A 17,241-nucleotide genomic window follows, 5' to 3' on the forward strand; every position below is an offset into this window, starting at 1 on the left:
ACTCCTAAAGAATTTATAATCATCTTATGAAGATTCTCATTCTGGCGCCTTACCCTAAAACCGTAGCTCCTTCACAACGATTTCGCTTTGAACAATACCTGGAGGCTGTGAGAGAAAAAGGCTGGAAATACGACTATGTCCCTTTTATCGATGAAACTACCTGGGCGATTTTACATCAGCCGGGGCAGTTTGTAAAAAAGGCTTTGGGGATTTTGCGGGCTTTTTTGAAACGTTTTTTTTTATTAAGCAAGCTGTCTTCTTATGACTATGTCTTTATCCACAGAGAAGCCAGCCATATAGGTCCCCCCTTGTTTGAGTGGTTAATCGCCAAAGTATTTCGCAAGAAAATGATTTATGATTTTGACGATGCCATTTGGTTGCCCAACTTTTCAAAACATAATGAGTCTTTTCATTGGCTGAAAATGTACGGAAAGGTAAAAAGCATCATGAAGTGGAGTTATAAAATCAGTGCGGGGAACCGGTACCTGGCCGATTTTGCCCGGAAATATAATCCGGAGGCAGCAATTGTCATCAATCCTACTACAATCGATACCGAACATTATCACAACCAGGTAAAAGATCAAAGTTCAAACCCGCTAGTCATCGGATGGACAGGTACTTTGACCACTACCAAATATTTGAAGGACATCGTACCGGCATTAAAGGATTTGGAACAGAAGTACAACTTTGAGTTTCATGTAATTGCCAATGAAGACCCCGAATATGAGTTAAAATCATATCGCTTTGTCAAATGGAAAAAAGAGACTGAAATCGAAGATCTTTTACAATTCAATGTTGGGGTCATGCCTTTGGTAGACGATGCCTGGGCCAAAGGGAAATGCGGATTCAAAGCATTGCAATATATGGCTTTGGGGATTCCTGCCTTGGTATCTCCGGTAGGCGTCAATGAAGATATTGTTGACCATCAGCGAAACGGATTCGTCTGCCGGAAACAACAAGATTGGTATGAGGGTTTGGAACAACTACTCAAAGATGCGGAAGCAAGAACAAATATGGGGGAAGAAGCCCGTAAGAAAATTGAAGATTACTATTCGGTAAAAGCCAATACAAAGAATTTTTTAAGCTTATTCAGTTGAGTGTTTAAGCTTTTGTTTTAAATGGTAAATGAGGACAAGAGTAATGCCGTAGTAAGGCATCAGAGGGACTTTAAATCTTCCCAAGGCTCCGAAGTTATAACTGGTCAGTCCTACGATAAAACCTAAGAGTAAAGTAAATACTAAGCAAAGTAGTACATCGGGATGTGAAAATGATTTTTTGAAAAAGAAGAGAGGGCCAACTTTAAAAAACACCCATAAAGTACCCAGTAAATACAAAAGACTTTCTACGGCTCCAAACAAAACTACCACGTTCCGGGCTTCCCATAGGTAAGGCCTGAAGAGTGTAACATTGACACTGGAGGGAAACTTTTTTAACATTCCCATAGGAGTATATTCTATGTCGCCTAATGAATAGGAAGAGCCTCCCGCTCTTTCCAAATGATCGTGGTGAAAGGCCGCTACTTTATACGTAATGGCATCCATACTGGCATACTCGGCTGAAGAACTGGCCAGTTTTGAAATGGTCAAGTACCCCATGGCTCCTATTCCTCCTAAAAGTACCGGTAACATCATTGCCTGTAGGGCTACATTGGAAATTTTTTTTTGAATACTGGTATATATCCAAAGTAGAAAAGCAGGAGCAAAGGACAGTAAAATATACATTTTAAGTGCAATAAGATATTTAGCACTCAGAAGTACCACAATAATAGAGAATAAGAACTTTCTCTTGAAATAGAATAAATTAAACAAACCATAAGTTAAGAACCCTATACAACCTAGGGTAATGGTATCTTTCATCAAACCGGAAGCCCAGAAGATGGCCGAAGGAACAAATAAAATGACAAAGGCAAGGGGACTGGAAAGTGAAGGGTAGATCCGCAAAAATGTCTGGTACAGCTTCCAGGTACCAAAGAAACTGAATGTGGCAAAAATGATGGATATGGAGAGGTACGAATTAAAAGTAAATAAGCCTACAAACCCCGCTATTTTGACCAACGACCATTCTTCGGAAGCTCTGAAAAACCGGAGCCGGATCAGGTACTTAACCGTATCGTCCGTATATTCGTTAGCATCCAAAAATAACATTTTGATTCCTGTAGAGGGGGTGTCCAGAAAAGCCTGCCAAATCAATTTACTTCCATAGTGAAAGGTAAATGTATCACCTCCACCGTAATAAAACTCATAAATGCAAGCAAAGAAAAAAGCTCCGAAAATTTTAGCACTTAAAGCCGGGATAAAAAACTTGCGGTTGCGTTCGTCAGTGAGCTTACCCCGCCAGTAAAAGGCAAAGACGTACACTATGACCAAGTAAAGGGGGCTGAGTAATACATCTTTAAGTTCCATAAGGCAATTTAACCTAACTTTGCACTGTAGTAGCTACAGGAATGAAATTTTTGAACAAAAATAAAAGATTAGCATCAAAAATAAGCCCATTGGTTCGGATCAACCTTGAATAAAGGTATAATTGACTTATTACAAATAATTGTTAAACAATACATTTGAGTAAACTGGATTGGCCTGATCTTCTGATATGGCTTCTATATTTGTAGCCAACAATTTCCCTGTTGTGTTTCAAAAACGGGTTTTTCCGGTAAGTGAATGGAAAAATACCTGTTTGTAATTCAAACCGACTAATTCATGAAAACCACCAATTGGGGTAATTACCCCGTAACTCAAACGCCTACGTTCAATCCATCCTTTGAAGAAGATGTGATCCGTATCCTGCAAGCATCAGACTCGGTGATTGCACGTGGCAACGGACGCTGTTATGGTGATTCTTCCTTAGGGGGAAAGATGATTTCTACGTTGAATTTGAATAAAATTCTGGCATTTGACCGGCAAACAGGTTTGATTACTTGCCAGGCAGGCGTTTTGTTATCGGATGTAATTGAAGTAGCAGTGCCGTATGGTTTTTTCTTACCGGTTACTCCGGGAACAAAGTTCGTTACCATTGGAGGGGCCATTGCTTCGGATGTACATGGGAAAAACCACCATTCAGAGGGAACCTTCGGCCAGCATGTTACTGAGATGGAGGTGTTATTGGCAGACGGGCAAATCGTGACTTGCTCACCCTCCCAACATGCCGATTTGTTCTGGACAACCTGTGGAGGAATGGGTTTAACCGGGATTGTACTCAAGGCTACGTTCCGTTTGAAAAAAATAGAGACAGCCTATATCCGGCAGGAACAGGTAAAGGCTCGCAATTTGGAAGAAATTATGGACTTGTTTGCCGAATCGGAGAGCTGGACCTACACAGTGAGTTGGCTGGATACTTCGGCCCATGGAAAAGACTTAGGGCGTTCCATTATGATGCGGGGAGAACATGCCTCATTGGAGGAATTACCTCAGAAGTGGAAGAAAAACCCTTTGGCTCTTCCTAAAAACAAGAAATTGAATATTCCCTTTTATTTTCCCTCTTTCCTCATCAATGACCTGACTTTAAAGATCATGAACAGAGGATATTATTTTAAAAGCCCCAAAAAACAATGGTCAGGCATTACACATTATGACCCGTATTATTATCCTTTGGATTCGATTTTGAATTGGAACCGGGTATATGGAAAAAATGGCTTTACGCAATATCAATTTGTATTGCCACCGGAAGCAAGCCGGGAAGGTTTGAGAAAGGTACTGGAACGATTGGAGAAGTATAAACAGTACTCCTTTGTAACCGTACTCAAGCTTTTTGGGAAAGCATATAAAGAAGCGGTTTTATCTTTTCCTATGGAAGGGTACAATTTGGCGATGGATTTTAAAATTTGTCCGGAGGTAATGAAAATGCTCGATGAGTTGGATGCCATTGTAGCGGATTACGGAGGACGGTTGTATCTGGCAAAAGATGCCAGGATGAAAGCGGAATTTTTTCATCAATCTTATGCCAACAGTCATTTGTTTCGCGAGACCCTGGATAAATGGCAGGCCCGGTGTAAATTTCATTCTCTTCAATCAGACAGACTTAAAATAACTGTATAAACACTGTGAATTCGACGATATTAATTCTTGGGGCCACTTCGGATATGGCCCAGGCATGCGCTTACCGCTTTGCAAAGGCTGGTTGTCAATTAATCTTAGCCAGCCGGAAAGTGTCCCGTTTGGCTCCCTTGCAAAGTGATCTGGAAATCAAACATCAGGTAAAGGTTCATTTGGCCGAATTTGATGCTTGTGCTTACATCACCCATACACAATTTTATCAATCTCTTCCGTCCAAACCGGATGTAGTCATCCTTGCCTTTGGGATTCTGGGTGAACAGGAAATTGCTCAAAAAGATGATTTTGCGGAAGCGCATAAAATCATCGATGCCAACTATACCGGGGCGGTTTCCATTTTGAATATCATTGCCAATGATTTTGAACAAAGGAAAAGCGGTACGATCCTGGCCCTTTCTTCGGTAGCAGGTGACCGCGGAAGGCAAAGCAATTATATTTATGGTTCGGCAAAAGCAGGGTTAACGGCTTATTTGAGTGGTTTACGCAATCGCTTGAGCAAAGCAGGCGTGCAGGTCATTACGGTGAAGCCAGGCTTTGTGGCTACCAAAATGACAGAAGGCTTGCCTCTTCCCAAACCGCTGACTGCAAAGCCGGAACAAGTGGCCAACAGCCTGTTCAAAGCGGTGAAAAAGAAGCCGAATACAATGTATGTATTACCTGTTTGGCGATACATCATGTTGATTATCCGGAATATACCGGAGGGGATATTTAAAAAATTAAATTTATAGTCTTGGTAAAGCTGTCTTATCATTTTGATATGTTCGTACAGGACTGCTCAGCCAGAAAAAGACGAATCACATACTGATACTTACTGAAAATCATATTTATGCAACCACTAGCAGTATTTGACCTGGACGGAACCATTACCCGGAAAGATACATTTTTGGAGTTTATCAAATTCACTCATGGGAAAGCACGCTTGTATATGAATTTTGCCTTAATCTCTCCTTTGGTGTTATTGTATTTTTTAAAATTATATAACAATACAAAGTTGAAAGAGTTGGTTCTTGGCCTGTTTTACAAAGGTGAAAAACTGGATGAATTAAACCGGTTGGGTAGAAATTTTGCCTTAAAAGAAATTCCCCGCCTCTGTTTTCCGGCCATGTCGGAACGGCTGGAATGGCATAAGGCTGAAGGGCATAAAATTGTGATTCTAACAGCTTCATGCAGTGTATGGGTGAAAGCCTGGTGTGACGCAAACGGATATCAGTTGATTGCTACGGAATTAGAGGCAATTCAGGGAGTAGTAACAGGCAAGTTAAAAACAGAAAACTGCTATGGGAAAGCAAAAGTGACCCGCTTGTATGAAGAGTTGAACCTGGCTCAATACGATTATAAATATGCCTATGGCAACTCCAATAGCGATAAGTATTATATTGAAATGGCTAGTGAAGAAAAACACTATCAGCCTCTGAACGGATTATAGGTTAATTATAAAGTGATTTAAACTAATTATTAGGTTTTAATTGTAGTTAGTTCATTTACAGGAATTTAATTGTGTTTTCAATCTTAAAAAACGCTTTTGTTTTTCGACTTTTTATGAATTGTTTTTTCTATGAAGTAGACAGAGATTAACCCCTAAAGCAACTTTTCAGGAATGTCCAGTTTCAAAAGTTTAAATCACTTCTATATGATTCAAAAAAAAACAGGAAAGGTTTCCAAGAAGCCTTTCCTGTTTTTTTGAATTCTTCTGCCACTCCTTAACGGCCTTGTTTTTCTGCCTTGGCTGATTTGGGCAGTACGTTGGTCCGGATTTTTAATTTTTCTTGAGGAGTATTGGCATTAGAATATACAGTGATAATTTTATTTTGAATGCCTGATTTGTGGGCGCTGTTGAATTTAACGGTGATTTCACCTGTTTCACCGGGCAATACGGGTTCACGTGGCCACTCAGGTGCAGTACAACCACAAGTGGTAGAAATATTGGTTAATAGTAAAGGAGCATCTCCGTTGTTTTCAAACTTGAAAACGTGTGTCACAACATCTCCTTGGTAAATATCACCAAAATCAAATTCTCTTTCATTAAATTTAATTTTAGCATTTGATTGTGCTTGAGCCACAGCTACCAAGCTTCCCATCAATAATAAAATACAAACAATTACTTTTCTCATATTGATTCAATTAAGTTGTTTCAAATTCAGTATACGTATACAGATATTATTCCATAAAGATAAAAATTTTATCAGTTTTCATTTCATTGTGATTCCTTAACAGGGTATTTTTTAACGTATATTTAACTCCTCTTCGTTTTTCCACTCTTTCCGTCAAACATAAAAAAGACGGACAAAGTCCGCCTTTTTTGAGTTACACACGAAATTTATCGAACTAGGTTGAGTGGTTCGATGAAAAATCAGATAGTAAGGTATAGGCAATGAACAGTCTTTAAAGCCCCATCCAGGGTACTATTTTTACAACTGGCAATGGGTTTGAATTTATTTTTTCGATGGAAAATGAAATCTTGTCAATCTTATTTTTCGTCCTTTTCAGGCTCATGACTTTTGATCCAGTCATTTAAATTTTTTGTCTTATCCACCCATCCGGCTTTTTCAATTTGTTGGGAAAGTTTATGAAGCCTTTTCCAATTAATGTCATAGTGGTTGGGATCTGCTCGTTGATCCAACCAAGCTTGAATTTCTTCAGCAGGTAACTGTTTGATTTCTTTTTGCAGGAGCAGGTCAGTAGAAAGTTTGGGCAAAGCATATTCCCTTCCACAAAGCAGGCTGTCTACCGCTGCGCGTATTTTCTTACTATAAGGTCTGAGGTAATTATTGTTCAGGATGATAAAGGTTTTGTTTGCATCGACATACCGCTTGATGTATGCCAAATTACCGGCCCAGCTTCCACTATGATAGACCACTTTTCCATAAGTGGAATCCTGATAAATATGCCAACCAAAGCCATAATCAGATTCTTTGTCAGGAATTGAGAAGGGAGTGAAAGCTTCTTGTATAGTTGCTTCCGAAACCAACGTATTGGTATAAAGTACACTGTCCCAACGAAGCAAATCTTCTACGGTAGAAGACAGGCGCCCGGGACCCAATCGAGCGCTTAAATAATAATAATAATCTTTTCCTGGCAAAGTTTCAGGGCGCACATATTTTCCTTCTGTTGGATTAAACATAAAACCAGGCGCATAGTTTTTTTCTTGGAAGATGGCATCCCTCGCCCAAAATCCGGTGTGTTGCATTCCCGAAGGCTGGAATACATATTGATTTAAAAATTTGTCCAAAGGCATCCCACTGGCTTGATGTACAATTTCAGCCAATAGGACATACCCTGTATTGCTGTAATGGTAATCCTGTCCCGGGGCAAAGGAAATATCCGGACGTTGCTCGTGAAAGTAAGCAACAATGTCTTTATTATTGGCCAGGCTATTAGGAGGCCAATGCTTTTTAAAATGATCTTCGTAGTCCGGTAAACCGGAAGTGTGGGTGAGTAAATGCCTGACTTTTACACCGGAATAAGGTAGGGAGGGTGTGAAAAAACGATTGATATCATCGTCAAAAGTTAATTTTCCTTGATCTTTTAGGATCATGACTGCCATGGCCGTAAACTGTTTGGAAACAGATGCTACTTCCATAGGGGTGCTTGTGGCAAAAGGTGTGTTGGACTCGAAGTTGGCAATACCATATCCTTTTTTGAAAAGAACATTTCCTTGATCGGCTACCAAAACAGCGCCATTAAACTGCCCTCTTTGGTATAAGGAATCAAAAAAACTTTCAACTTGGAATCCCAAAGTACTCTTTGGTGCTTCTTGCTGTTGAGTAGCGGCCTTGTCACAAGAGAAATATAAAAAGGGGAGTAGTGTCAGCAGTAGTATTTTAATACGTTTGTACATTTGAATCTTGGTTTTATTACCTTATTCGGAATTCCTGGAGAAAAATTTTATAATAAAAATGGACATTGTAAAAAACGCCCAGCCATAGCATGCACTATGACCGGACGGGTAGTCGTGTTGTATTAGTTAAGTGAAATATTACTTATTCACCCTGAATAGCCTCCCAGTCGACAGGGGCCAGCCCTAAGCCAGGAGTATTGGATAATTGTAACTTTCCTTGCTCAAGTCCCACACCCAAATAAGGGTTATTGGTGACCAATAAATTGCCATCCAGGTCTACAAAGTCCGCATGATGGGCCAATTGAGCTGCTGCGGAAATTGCACAAGAAGTTTCGGACATACAGCCCAGCATGACTTTTAATCCCATACTTTTGGCCAATACGATCATTTGATAGGCTTCTCGCAGACCGGTAGACTTCATCAGTTTGATGTTGACACCGTTATAGATATGTTTGGCCTTTAACACATCCGGTAAGCGTTGAACACCTTCGTCACCGATGATGGGTAAAGGGCTTTTTTCAGAAAGCCAAGCCAAATCCACCACTTGGTCTACAGGCATAGGTTGCTCAATCATGACAGTCCCTTGCTCTTGTAGCCAGTAGATCATCTCCAAGGCCTTGTTGCGGTCGGTCCACCCCTGGTTGGCATCGATGTACAAAGCCTGGTTGGAAACCTCCCGGACCGCTTGGATAATTTCCTTGTCCGTATCACTACCTAATTTGATTTTCAGGTATTGAAATTCCTTGGCTTCCAACACCCGTTCTTTTACGACATCGGGCGTGTCAATACCTATGGTTTTGGAGGTATAGGCTTTTTGAGAAGCCGGTAGGCCAAAATATTGGTAACAAGGAATTTTTAGAAGCTTACCGATCAAATCATGCAAAGCAATGTCAATAGCTGCTTTGGCTGCCGGGTGGCCGGGAGCTACTTGATCCACATAGTTGAGGATAGTTTCTAACTCAAATGGGTTTTGAAATTGCGATAAATCCAGTTGTTGGTAAAAAGCCATAGTGGACTCAACGCTTTCTCCATACAAGGGAGGCATAGAAGCTTCTCCGTAGCCGCTTACCCCTTCAAAAGTGATTCGGGTAAGTACCAGGGGAGTGGAAGTCCGGGCTCCCCTGGCGATTCTGAAGACATGCTTCTTTTTAAGATTATAAGGTTTATAGGTTAATGAAAGCATAGACAGTGGTGTTTGAAAATTAATAACCTGGGTTTTGCTCCAGATTAGGATTGGTATTCAATTCCCGTAAAGGAATTGGGAAAATAAACCTTTCATTAGGGTATTTGATGTCAAGTACATCGTCACCGCGGTTGATCATCACGTCTTTTTTCTTCCGGGTCAAATCAAACAAACGATGGCCTTCAAACGCCAATTCCTTTCTTCTTTCCAACAAAATTCTGTCTTTCAACTCCTGACCGGTTACGGTGATCGGGGCGGCAGTAGGCTCTGCACGCTGCACAATGGTTTGTAAGTCTTCTTGTGCTTTTGTATCGTTGGCAAGTTCCGCATAGGCTTCTGCCCGGATCAAATACAGTTCGGAAAAGCGGATAAGTTTGATGTTTTCATCTTGAATGACCGCTTTGTTGGGGCTGTTTCTGGAATATTTGTACACAAAATACACGTCCTTTTCATTACCCTTATCCCCCAGGTAAAAGAAGTCGGTACGGCTATCTTGATCAGTGTAGAGGTTCACCAAATCCTCTGTGGCCAGTCCATATGCATACCCATCCGGATCAAAGAAATGTGCTAAACTGTTTGAGCCGCTATGGTCGGTAATATTATTGATGATTTCGAAGATCGTTTCATCGTTAAATTCCTGGTCCCATTTGGCGGGCAGGTCTTCTGCATTGTATAAAGCATACTTGCCACTTTCAATGACTTCCGTAGCCATTTGAGCGGCTTCGGTCCACTCTTCTTGATAGAGGTATACCCGGGCCAACAGAGCCTTGGTTGCATTGATGGAAATAATTCCTTTTCCGGTTTCTTCGGAAAGTAAACTAAGTGCTTTGGTAAGATCAGCCACTACTAATTGATAGCCTTCTTTCACTGTATTGCGACTTGGGTAAGTAGGTTGGTCACTTACTTCGGTGATCAAAGGCACTCCCGCATGACTGGCATTGCTCGTAAAGTTGTAAGGTTGAGCAAACAGGCGTAGTAAGTCAAAATGGGCCATGGCTCTCAAGGTATACGCTTCTCCCAAAATTTGTTTGGCATCTTCCGTGGCTGTCTTTTCATCTGCTTCCATAAAAGCCTCCGCCCCTTTGATGGCCCGAGTGGAATTTACCGCCACCGAATACATCACATTCCATGCATTTTCTACTTCCGAGTCATTTACTTTTACTTCAAAGCGGTTGACATTGAGAAAAATACTGCTTGAGTTGGACGAACTAAGGTAAATGTTGTCGGGCATTAAGTCCGGTACCAGGATCATAGTGCGACCATAGTAATCATCGTTTTGCAGTTGGCTATAAATTCCGTTGACAGCCGATTGTAAACTGTTTACATCTTTGATGGCATCCTTAATGGCGATATTCTGTTTAGGAGTGACATCCAAAAATGAACTGTCACAAGCATTCAGCCCCAGAATCGCAATGATGTATAGTAGGTTTTTTATTGTTTTTTTCATGATCGTCAAAAGAATTAGAATGAAAAATCAACTCCGAATAAGATTTGTCTGGACATGGGGATTCTGAAATCCGTTCTTCCGGTTACTCCTACTTCCGGATCCCCTTCCAAATCTTTGTCCTTCACATACGTCCAGAGGTTGCTTCCTCTTACATAAATCCGGGCATTGCTTAAGTGAATTTTTTCTACCCAGTTTTGTGGAAGTTGGTAAGCAAGGGTTACATCACGCAAACGGATATAACTTCCATCGTATAAGAAGCGAGTAGAATGTTGCTCGGCATCTCCCGATTGGGAATTGCCAAAGACAAACTTAGGTACATCGGTAATATCACCCGGCTTTTGCCATCTGCGTTCGTAGGTTTTCCGCGATAAGTTTCCCCGGTCGCTTATTCCCAGTTTTCCATCATGGTTCGTATAGCGACTCATATGGTCGTAGATTTTATTACCCCAGTTGAAATAGAACATAAAGGAAAGGCTGAAGTTTTTATAAGCCAGGGAGTTGGTAAGACCTCCGTAAAACTTCGGCAAAGCACTTTCTTGCTTTTGATAGGTGGCTTCACGGTAATTGTTAGTAGGCACTTGTTCGCCATCTTCTACCTTGTACCAAAGGGCATCTCCGGTTTGAGGATCTACTCCGGCATAAGTTGGCAGGTAAAAGGAATAAAAATCCCCTCCTACTTCACGAATATACTGGCCATCGATGATGGGTAGGGTGTCAGCCAAAGCCTTGATTTCATTTTTATTAAAAGAGATATTGAAATCGGTGTTCCATTGGAATCCGTCTTGGCCGGCACTTTTGATATTTTCCGAAGACAGGGCTATTTCCCATCCGGAGTTTTGCATTTCACCTATGTTGGTCAAGGTGCGGGTCAAACCATTGGTAGCGGGGATAGGAACATTGAATAACAAGTCAGAAGTGACACGGTTGTAATATTCTACCGTACCGCTGATTCGGTTGAAGATCCGGAAATCTACCCCAACGTTAAAAGGTTTGTTCTTTTCCCAGGTAAGGTTCGCATTTTCGATTTGGCTGTAAATGTATCCCGGAAAATTGTTGTAATTATGTGTAGGCTCGTAAAGACCTTGTGTAGAATAATCTCCGATTTCCTGGTTACCGTTGATACCGTAACTAGAACGTATTTTCAATTCCTGCACCAGTTTCTGGTTTTGCATAAATGGCTCTTGGATAACATTCCAGGCAAACCCTACAGAACCGAAATTGGCAAAGCGAACCTCCCGGCCAAAACGGGAAGAACCGTCTCTACGTCCGGAAATATTGATCATATATTTTCCTTTGAAATCGTAACTGGCACTAAACAGGTAAGAAGTCAGTGAAGATCCGATTTCGGCAGTGCTGGCATCGATGATTTCGGAAGCATTTTCCAAAGTGGTTTGCCCTGCCGGAAATTTTTGTGCTTGGGCATAAGTGGATTTCCGGGTGATCTTTTGGGCTTCTTGTCCTAAGATAAAGTTAAAAGAGTGGTCGTTGTTTAGCTGAAAACGATACTTCAAGAGGTTGGTAATGTTCCAGTTAATCACCTTGTTGTTATAGGCACGGCCAATACCTCCTTTGTTTCCTCTTCCAAATCCGAAGTAAGGGTTATCATAGCGAAATTCGTCTGCAAGGTTAAAGTCCAAACTTCCCTTGGTTTCGAAGCTCAGGTTATCCAGAATATCGTATTTTAAGCCTAAATTACCCAAAGCACCGTACAATTGCGTTTCCCGGATATTTTCATTGACCAATCCTACAGGGTTATATGTCAATAAAAAACCTGTATTGTAAGAACCGTCAGGGTTATACACCGGCTCATAAGGTACCGCCCGGTACATAGCCCGGACAGGGTTGTTAGCATTTCCTCCATCGTCATTGGTGTGCAAGGTTTGATTATTGGCAGCCAAGCCTAACTCCAACATTAATTTGTCAGTAGCTGCATGACGCACATTCACCTTTCCGTTGACCTTTTTGTAATCAATTCCGATGATGACAGCTTCCTGATCATAGTAACCCAAGGAAGAGTAGAAGTTTGTTTTTTCGTTTCCTCCCGAAGCACTGATATTGTATTGTTGGTATTTCCCGGTGCGGGAAATCACATCCACCCAATCGGTGTTTACGGAAGAATCGATATTATTCTTTACAAAAGTCTCTGCTTCTTGCCGTGTCATTCCTGCATTCACTTGTCCTTCTGCGATCAACTCTGAAAGCTCTTTAGTATTTAGAGGCTGGTTTCTATCCGCTAACATGATATCACTTATCCCGTATTGAGCCGATGCGTCAAATTTGGTTTTTCCGGTTTTCCCCCTTTTCGTTGTAATCAGAATCACCCCATTGGCCGCTCTGGAACCGTAAATTGCAGTTGCAGAGGCATCTTTCAATACGGTGATGGACTCGATGTCATTCGGATTTAAACCGGCTATAGTGTTGGAGGAAGTTGCGATTTTTGAAATATTTCCGGCCACTACCGGGATTCCATCAATTACATATAAAGGGTCGCTACTGGCGTTGATCGAACCGACTCCCCGGATACGGATATTGGGCTCGGCACCGGGCTGGCCTGAAGCCGAAAGGGATTGTACACCCGCAACGTTTCCTTGTAAACTTTCCTGAAATGACGCACGGGGCGATTCTTTGATTTTGCTGACGTCCAACGCAACCGCCGAACCGGTAAAGGATGATTTGGATTGCTCGTTATATGCTACGACAATTACCTCTTTCAAGGTTTGTACATCTTCTTTCATCACTACTTTAAAGCTTTCCTGTGAAGCAGACAGCTCCTGGCTGACATACCCAACTGATGAAAATACCAGTGTGACTTCCCCTTCCGGAATACTTAACCTGAATTCACCGTTCAGGTCCGTAATGGTACCGTTGGTGCTTCCTTTTACCACTATACTGACCCCTGGTAAACTTAAGCCCTTTTCATCCATTACTTTACCACTGATAGTACGGTCTTGGCGGATCACTGGCTGGGTGTTTTTCTCCTCCTGTTGCGTTTGTAGGGCCACTGTTTCCAAATGCTTAGTGGACGGATTGTTTTGCCGGCTCCTGAAATCTACCGTGTAGAAATTCTTTTTGATTTTTTTAAACTGAATGTTGGTGTTGTATTGCTGAAGTTGTTGAATGCCTTCCTGCAAACTAAGTGCATTCCAGTTTTGAGGGGTTTGTATTTGGCGGTTAGCAATGGCCTCTTTGTACAAAAACTTGACAGCGTACATTGCTTCCAATTCTTTTAACACATGAGCCACTGTGTTTACAGATTTGTGATTGCTCTCTTGTGCTAGTTGTAATGAGCTACTGCCTAAGGCTTGCCCGATTGCTTGGGAAAGCTGAAAGCACAGTAGTGCCGATAGTAAAAATCTCATATTCATTCTTATTGAAAGTTTATTGTGATTGAGAAGAAATTTTAATGTGGTTTTGCTCTTGGCGGATGCTTACCGGTAGCAGAGATTCCAAACCTTGAAGCAAGGTTTCCAAATCGTTGGAGGGTATGGTACCGCTAAAGTGTTCATTGAGCAATTGTGGGTCGGAGACTACCACCGTAAGGCCATAGTTGTCTTTGATAAGTTGGGAAATTTCGGAAAGAGAGGTGTTGTCAAAAATCATCTCACTGTTTTTCCAACTGGTATACAAATGTGTATTGACTTGTTTTTTGACCACTACGTTGTTTTCCCGTGTAAATTCGATGAGTTCCCCGGGAATCATGTCCAGTTCGTTGACTTTGCCGTTGTCCCGGATTTGCAATTGCACCTTGCCGGACTCCAGTACCACCCGGCTGGTTTGGGCTCTTGAGGTAACATTAAATTCGGTGCCCAATACATTTACATAAAAACCATTAGAGGTCAATACTTTGAATTCCTGGTCGGTATTTGTATGCCGGACCGAAAAGTACGCCTCTCCGTCCAACTGCACGACCCTGGCTTCTTGGGTAGGCCAGTCTTTTGCATATTTTAAGGTGCTGTTTGCATTTAAAATTACCATTGAGCTGTCGGGTAACAGAAGGGTTTTGTTTTCTCCGTAATTTGCCTTGGCCATGACCCATTTGTCTTCTGTGATTTCTTTAAACACCAGCCAACCTGAAAAGAACATGACCAGGGTAATGACCGCTGCAATGGAATAGAAAAAATGACGATTCTTTTTGGCTTTTGATGCGTTTTGAGGTCTGTTATGAATCTTTGTTAACAGGTCATTGGCGGTGAGTTTGGGCTTGTGAATAAAGTGTTGATTGTCAGATGCGGATTCCAAATCACTCAACAAGTGGCTTTCCAGATACAATTTCCCTTCTTCCGTTTTGAACCAATCCAATACAATTTTAGCCTCCGGCTTTGAGCATTGGTTGAGAAAGTATTTTTGAATTAAATGAGAGTCAGGTGTGTGCATATAAGCGTTATTTTCTGTCTAAGGCATTTTAATTTTTGCTTTGCCGGTAATAAGAATACCTTGAAGAATTGATTTTCCTGCAAAGAATAAAATGTAATTATGACTTAGTACACCTGAAGTGGAGGGGGGTATTACTCGCTATTCAAAAAAAATTAAAAAAAGTAGTAATAGCTCGTAATGTTGGGTGATAAACTCTTTTAAAAAGTTGATTGCTTTGGTGTATTGGGCCTTTACCGTGTGAATAGAGATGCCCATATGGGTGGCAATTTCTTGGTTGGAAAGTTGTTTTTTGTGTTTGAGTTCAAAAATGAGTTTGCGCTTTTCCGGGAGTTGTTCGATTCCTTTTTTTAAAATACTGTTGGTTTCGTTGTAAAACAACGTTTGCTCCGTAGTGTTTTTATGCGCTTTGTTTTGCTCCTTTACCAGGTCGATATGTTTGAGGATTTTGCGCTGTTCGTTGCGGATGGTATTGAGCAAATAGTTCTTCAGACTGGTAAAAAGAAAACCTTTCAGTGAGTATTGGCGGTCAAGTTTGGTGCGGTAATCCCACAATTTGATAAAGGTATCCTGTAAGGCATCTTCCGCCAAAGCTTCACTCTTCAGGTATTTTAATGCCACATGATAAATTTGGGGAGAGTATTTGTTAAATACTTCCGTGAATACTTGTTCATCGCCTTGTTGTAATGCTACAATCCAGCTTTTTTCATTTTCCTGTTGCTTGTGTAGAGAGCTGTGATCTACTTGCTTGTTCATATAAGCTGCCTTACCAAATTAAGGCGTAATATAGTACAAATTTTATAAAAGCAAGAAAATCAGCTGAATGGCCGGAGAGGGGGGAGAGGGAGGTTTTACAAAAAAAAAGACGGACATATGCCCGTCTTTTTTCGCTATACACAAATTTGAAGGAAATTAATTATCGTATCCCGGATTTTGCACCATCCCCTCATTGTTAGAGTTTGCATCTAACTCTCTTAAAGGAATAGGCAGAATGAAACGGTCATTCGGATATTTCGCTACGATCACTTCATTGGTACGGATGATGTTTACATCCATCTTTCTTCGGTTCAAATCGAACAAGCGGTGTCCTTCGAAGGCCAATTCCTTTCTTCGCTCGGTTTGAATCAGTTCTTTTAAAGCATCACCGGTAGCCGTCACGTCCGGAGCACTGGGTAATGCGCGTTGGATGAGGGTTTGTACATCTTCTTGTGCTTGCGCCTCATTGCCCAATTCTGCTGAGGCTTCCGCCCGGATTAAGTATACTTCCGGTAAGCCGATAACCCGGATGTTGTCCTCTCTGCTGGAACCTCTGGGGTATTTATAAACTAAATAAGCGGTTTCTTCTCCATCTTCTCTTTCTCCCACTTTGATTAATTTTTGTCGCACATCACCCGCCTCGTACAGTTGATATAATTCCTTTGTGGCCAATGCGTCTCCGTATCCTTTTTGATGATAAAAGTAGCTCAAGGCATTGGTACTCGGGTTATCAACCAACGTATTGACAATTTCGAAAATTGATTCGGCAGGAAAGTCCGTAGCCCAGCTTTCCACAAAAGCCTCATTACTCACCAAAGAGAATTTACCGCTTTCTATTACTTCCGTAGCCAAGTCGGCCGCGCTTTGCCAATTTTCCATATACAAATGCACCCGGGCTAACAAACCTTTGGCGGCATTGATGGAAATTTTGCCATTATTTTTTTCCTTGTTCAATAGGCTAAGTGCTTTGGTAAAATCACTGACCACTTGTTCATAACCTTTTTTGACACTATCCCGGCCCGGATTGATAATTTCACCCCCTGAAGTAGTGATGACGGGAACACCCATATGGCCGGCATCTGCTGTAAAGTTATAGGGCTGGCCAAACAGACGTAACAAATCGAAATAGGCCAAGGCCCGAATGGTATAGGCTTCACCTATTAGTTGATTCGCATCCTCTTGGTTGTCCTCATCTTCAAAAGTTAGCTTTTCACCTGCCTGAATCATCAGGTTGGTATTGGCGATTACTTCATAGATCTGATTCCACAAACCGGATACGTAACCGGAGTTTTGCTGTACTACAAACGCATCAAAGTTTAAATAGCGACCCGCATTTTGTGAACTGATAAATGCATTGTCCGCCATCAGGTCGGGGATTAAGGTAAAGCTCCGGCCATAATAGCTGTTGCTTTGCATGGCACTGTAAGTTCCGTTAAGAGCGGCCTCCATGCTGGGCAGATCCACAATGGCATTGTTGACATCGGCAGATTGTTGGGGTTCGATTTCCAAAAAGGAATCACCGCAAGAAGAGGCAAGTAGGCAAAGCCAGGTGGCCAATAGGCATTTATACATCGGATTCAATATATGTTTCATCTCTTTT

13 protein-coding genes are annotated in these 17,241 nt (G+C 41.5%); 4 read left to right on the forward strand and 9 right to left on the reverse strand.

Annotated features, from left to right (window positions below; translation table 11 throughout):
• Positions 1 to 26 precede the first annotated feature (26 nt).
• A complete protein-coding gene (locus tag AAG747_RS16915; protein WP_346822387.1) occupies positions 27 to 1,097 on the forward strand; it encodes a glycosyltransferase family 4 protein in 1,071 nt (356 codons plus the stop codon).
• Here the strand turns inward: AAG747_RS16915 and AAG747_RS16920 are convergent.
• Positions 1,086 to 2,402 carry a hypothetical protein gene (locus tag AAG747_RS16920; RefSeq protein WP_346822388.1) on the reverse strand — a complete coding sequence of 439 codons (1,317 nt, stop codon included), beginning with the start codon at positions 2,400 to 2,402 and terminating at the stop codon, positions 1,086 to 1,088. The two genes, AAG747_RS16915 and AAG747_RS16920, sit on opposite strands and share 12 nt — an antisense overlap.
• A gap of 294 nt (positions 2,403 to 2,696) precedes the next feature.
• Between AAG747_RS16920 and AAG747_RS16925 the strand changes: the two genes are divergently transcribed.
• The 3 genes from AAG747_RS16925 (at position 2,697) to AAG747_RS16935 (ending at position 5,472) form a co-directional block, all read left to right on the forward strand.
• The gene (locus AAG747_RS16925; RefSeq protein WP_346822389.1) at positions 2,697 to 4,031 is read left to right on the forward strand and encodes an FAD-binding oxidoreductase; all 1,335 of its coding nucleotides are present in this window, start codon (positions 2,697 to 2,699) and stop codon (positions 4,029 to 4,031) included.
• 5 nt (positions 4,032 to 4,036) lie between these two features.
• The gene (locus tag AAG747_RS16930; RefSeq protein WP_346822390.1) at positions 4,037 to 4,774 is read left to right on the forward strand and encodes an SDR family oxidoreductase; all 738 of its coding nucleotides are present in this window, start codon (positions 4,037 to 4,039) and stop codon (positions 4,772 to 4,774) included.
• Between the two features lie 98 nt (positions 4,775 to 4,872).
• The gene (locus AAG747_RS16935; protein ID WP_346822391.1) at positions 4,873 to 5,472 is read left to right on the forward strand and encodes an HAD-IB family hydrolase; all 600 of its coding nucleotides are present in this window, start codon (positions 4,873 to 4,875) and stop codon (positions 5,470 to 5,472) included.
• 274 nt (positions 5,473 to 5,746) lie between these two features.
• Here AAG747_RS16935 and AAG747_RS16940 read toward each other — a convergent pair whose 3' ends face one another.
• The 8 genes from AAG747_RS16940 to AAG747_RS16975 form a co-directional block, all read right to left on the reverse strand.
• Positions 5,747 to 6,157, reverse strand: coding sequence for a DUF1573 domain-containing protein (locus AAG747_RS16940; RefSeq protein WP_346822392.1), 411 nt, complete (start codon positions 6,155 to 6,157; stop codon positions 5,747 to 5,749).
• A gap of 356 nt (positions 6,158 to 6,513) precedes the next feature.
• A complete protein-coding gene (locus tag AAG747_RS16945) occupies positions 6,514 to 7,884 on the reverse strand; it encodes a serine hydrolase (RefSeq protein ID WP_346822393.1) in 1,371 nt (456 codons plus the stop codon).
• Between the two features lie 142 nt (positions 7,885 to 8,026).
• Complete coding sequence (locus tag AAG747_RS16950) at positions 8,027 to 9,067, reverse strand: dipeptide epimerase (RefSeq protein WP_346822394.1); 1,041 nt, start codon at positions 9,065 to 9,067, stop codon at positions 8,027 to 8,029.
• 19 nt (positions 9,068 to 9,086) lie between these two features.
• Positions 9,087 to 10,514: a RagB/SusD family nutrient uptake outer membrane protein gene (locus tag AAG747_RS16955; RefSeq protein ID WP_346822395.1), complete on the reverse strand. Its 1,428-nt coding sequence runs from the start codon at positions 10,512 to 10,514 to the stop codon at positions 9,087 to 9,089.
• A 14-nt stretch (positions 10,515 to 10,528) separates the two neighbouring features.
• Entirely contained in the window at positions 10,529 to 13,879 is a 3,351-nt protein-coding gene (locus AAG747_RS16960) for a SusC/RagA family TonB-linked outer membrane protein (protein WP_346822396.1), read from the reverse strand.
• A gap of 13 nt (positions 13,880 to 13,892) precedes the next feature.
• Complete coding sequence (locus AAG747_RS16965; protein ID WP_346822397.1) at positions 13,893 to 14,888, reverse strand: FecR family protein; 996 nt, start codon at positions 14,886 to 14,888, stop codon at positions 13,893 to 13,895.
• A gap of 138 nt (positions 14,889 to 15,026) precedes the next feature.
• Positions 15,027 to 15,641 carry an RNA polymerase sigma factor gene (locus tag AAG747_RS16970; protein WP_346822398.1) on the reverse strand — a complete coding sequence of 205 codons (615 nt, stop codon included), beginning with the start codon at positions 15,639 to 15,641 and terminating at the stop codon, positions 15,027 to 15,029.
• 156 nt (positions 15,642 to 15,797) lie between these two features.
• A complete protein-coding gene (locus AAG747_RS16975) occupies positions 15,798 to 17,234 on the reverse strand; it encodes a RagB/SusD family nutrient uptake outer membrane protein (protein WP_346822399.1) in 1,437 nt (478 codons plus the stop codon).
• Between the last annotated feature and the right edge of the window lie 7 nt (positions 17,235 to 17,241).

Source organism: Rapidithrix thailandica, assembly GCF_039710355.1.
In the GTDB taxonomy this organism is placed as follows: Bacteria; Bacteroidota; Bacteroidia; order Cytophagales; family Flammeovirgaceae; genus Rapidithrix; species Rapidithrix thailandica.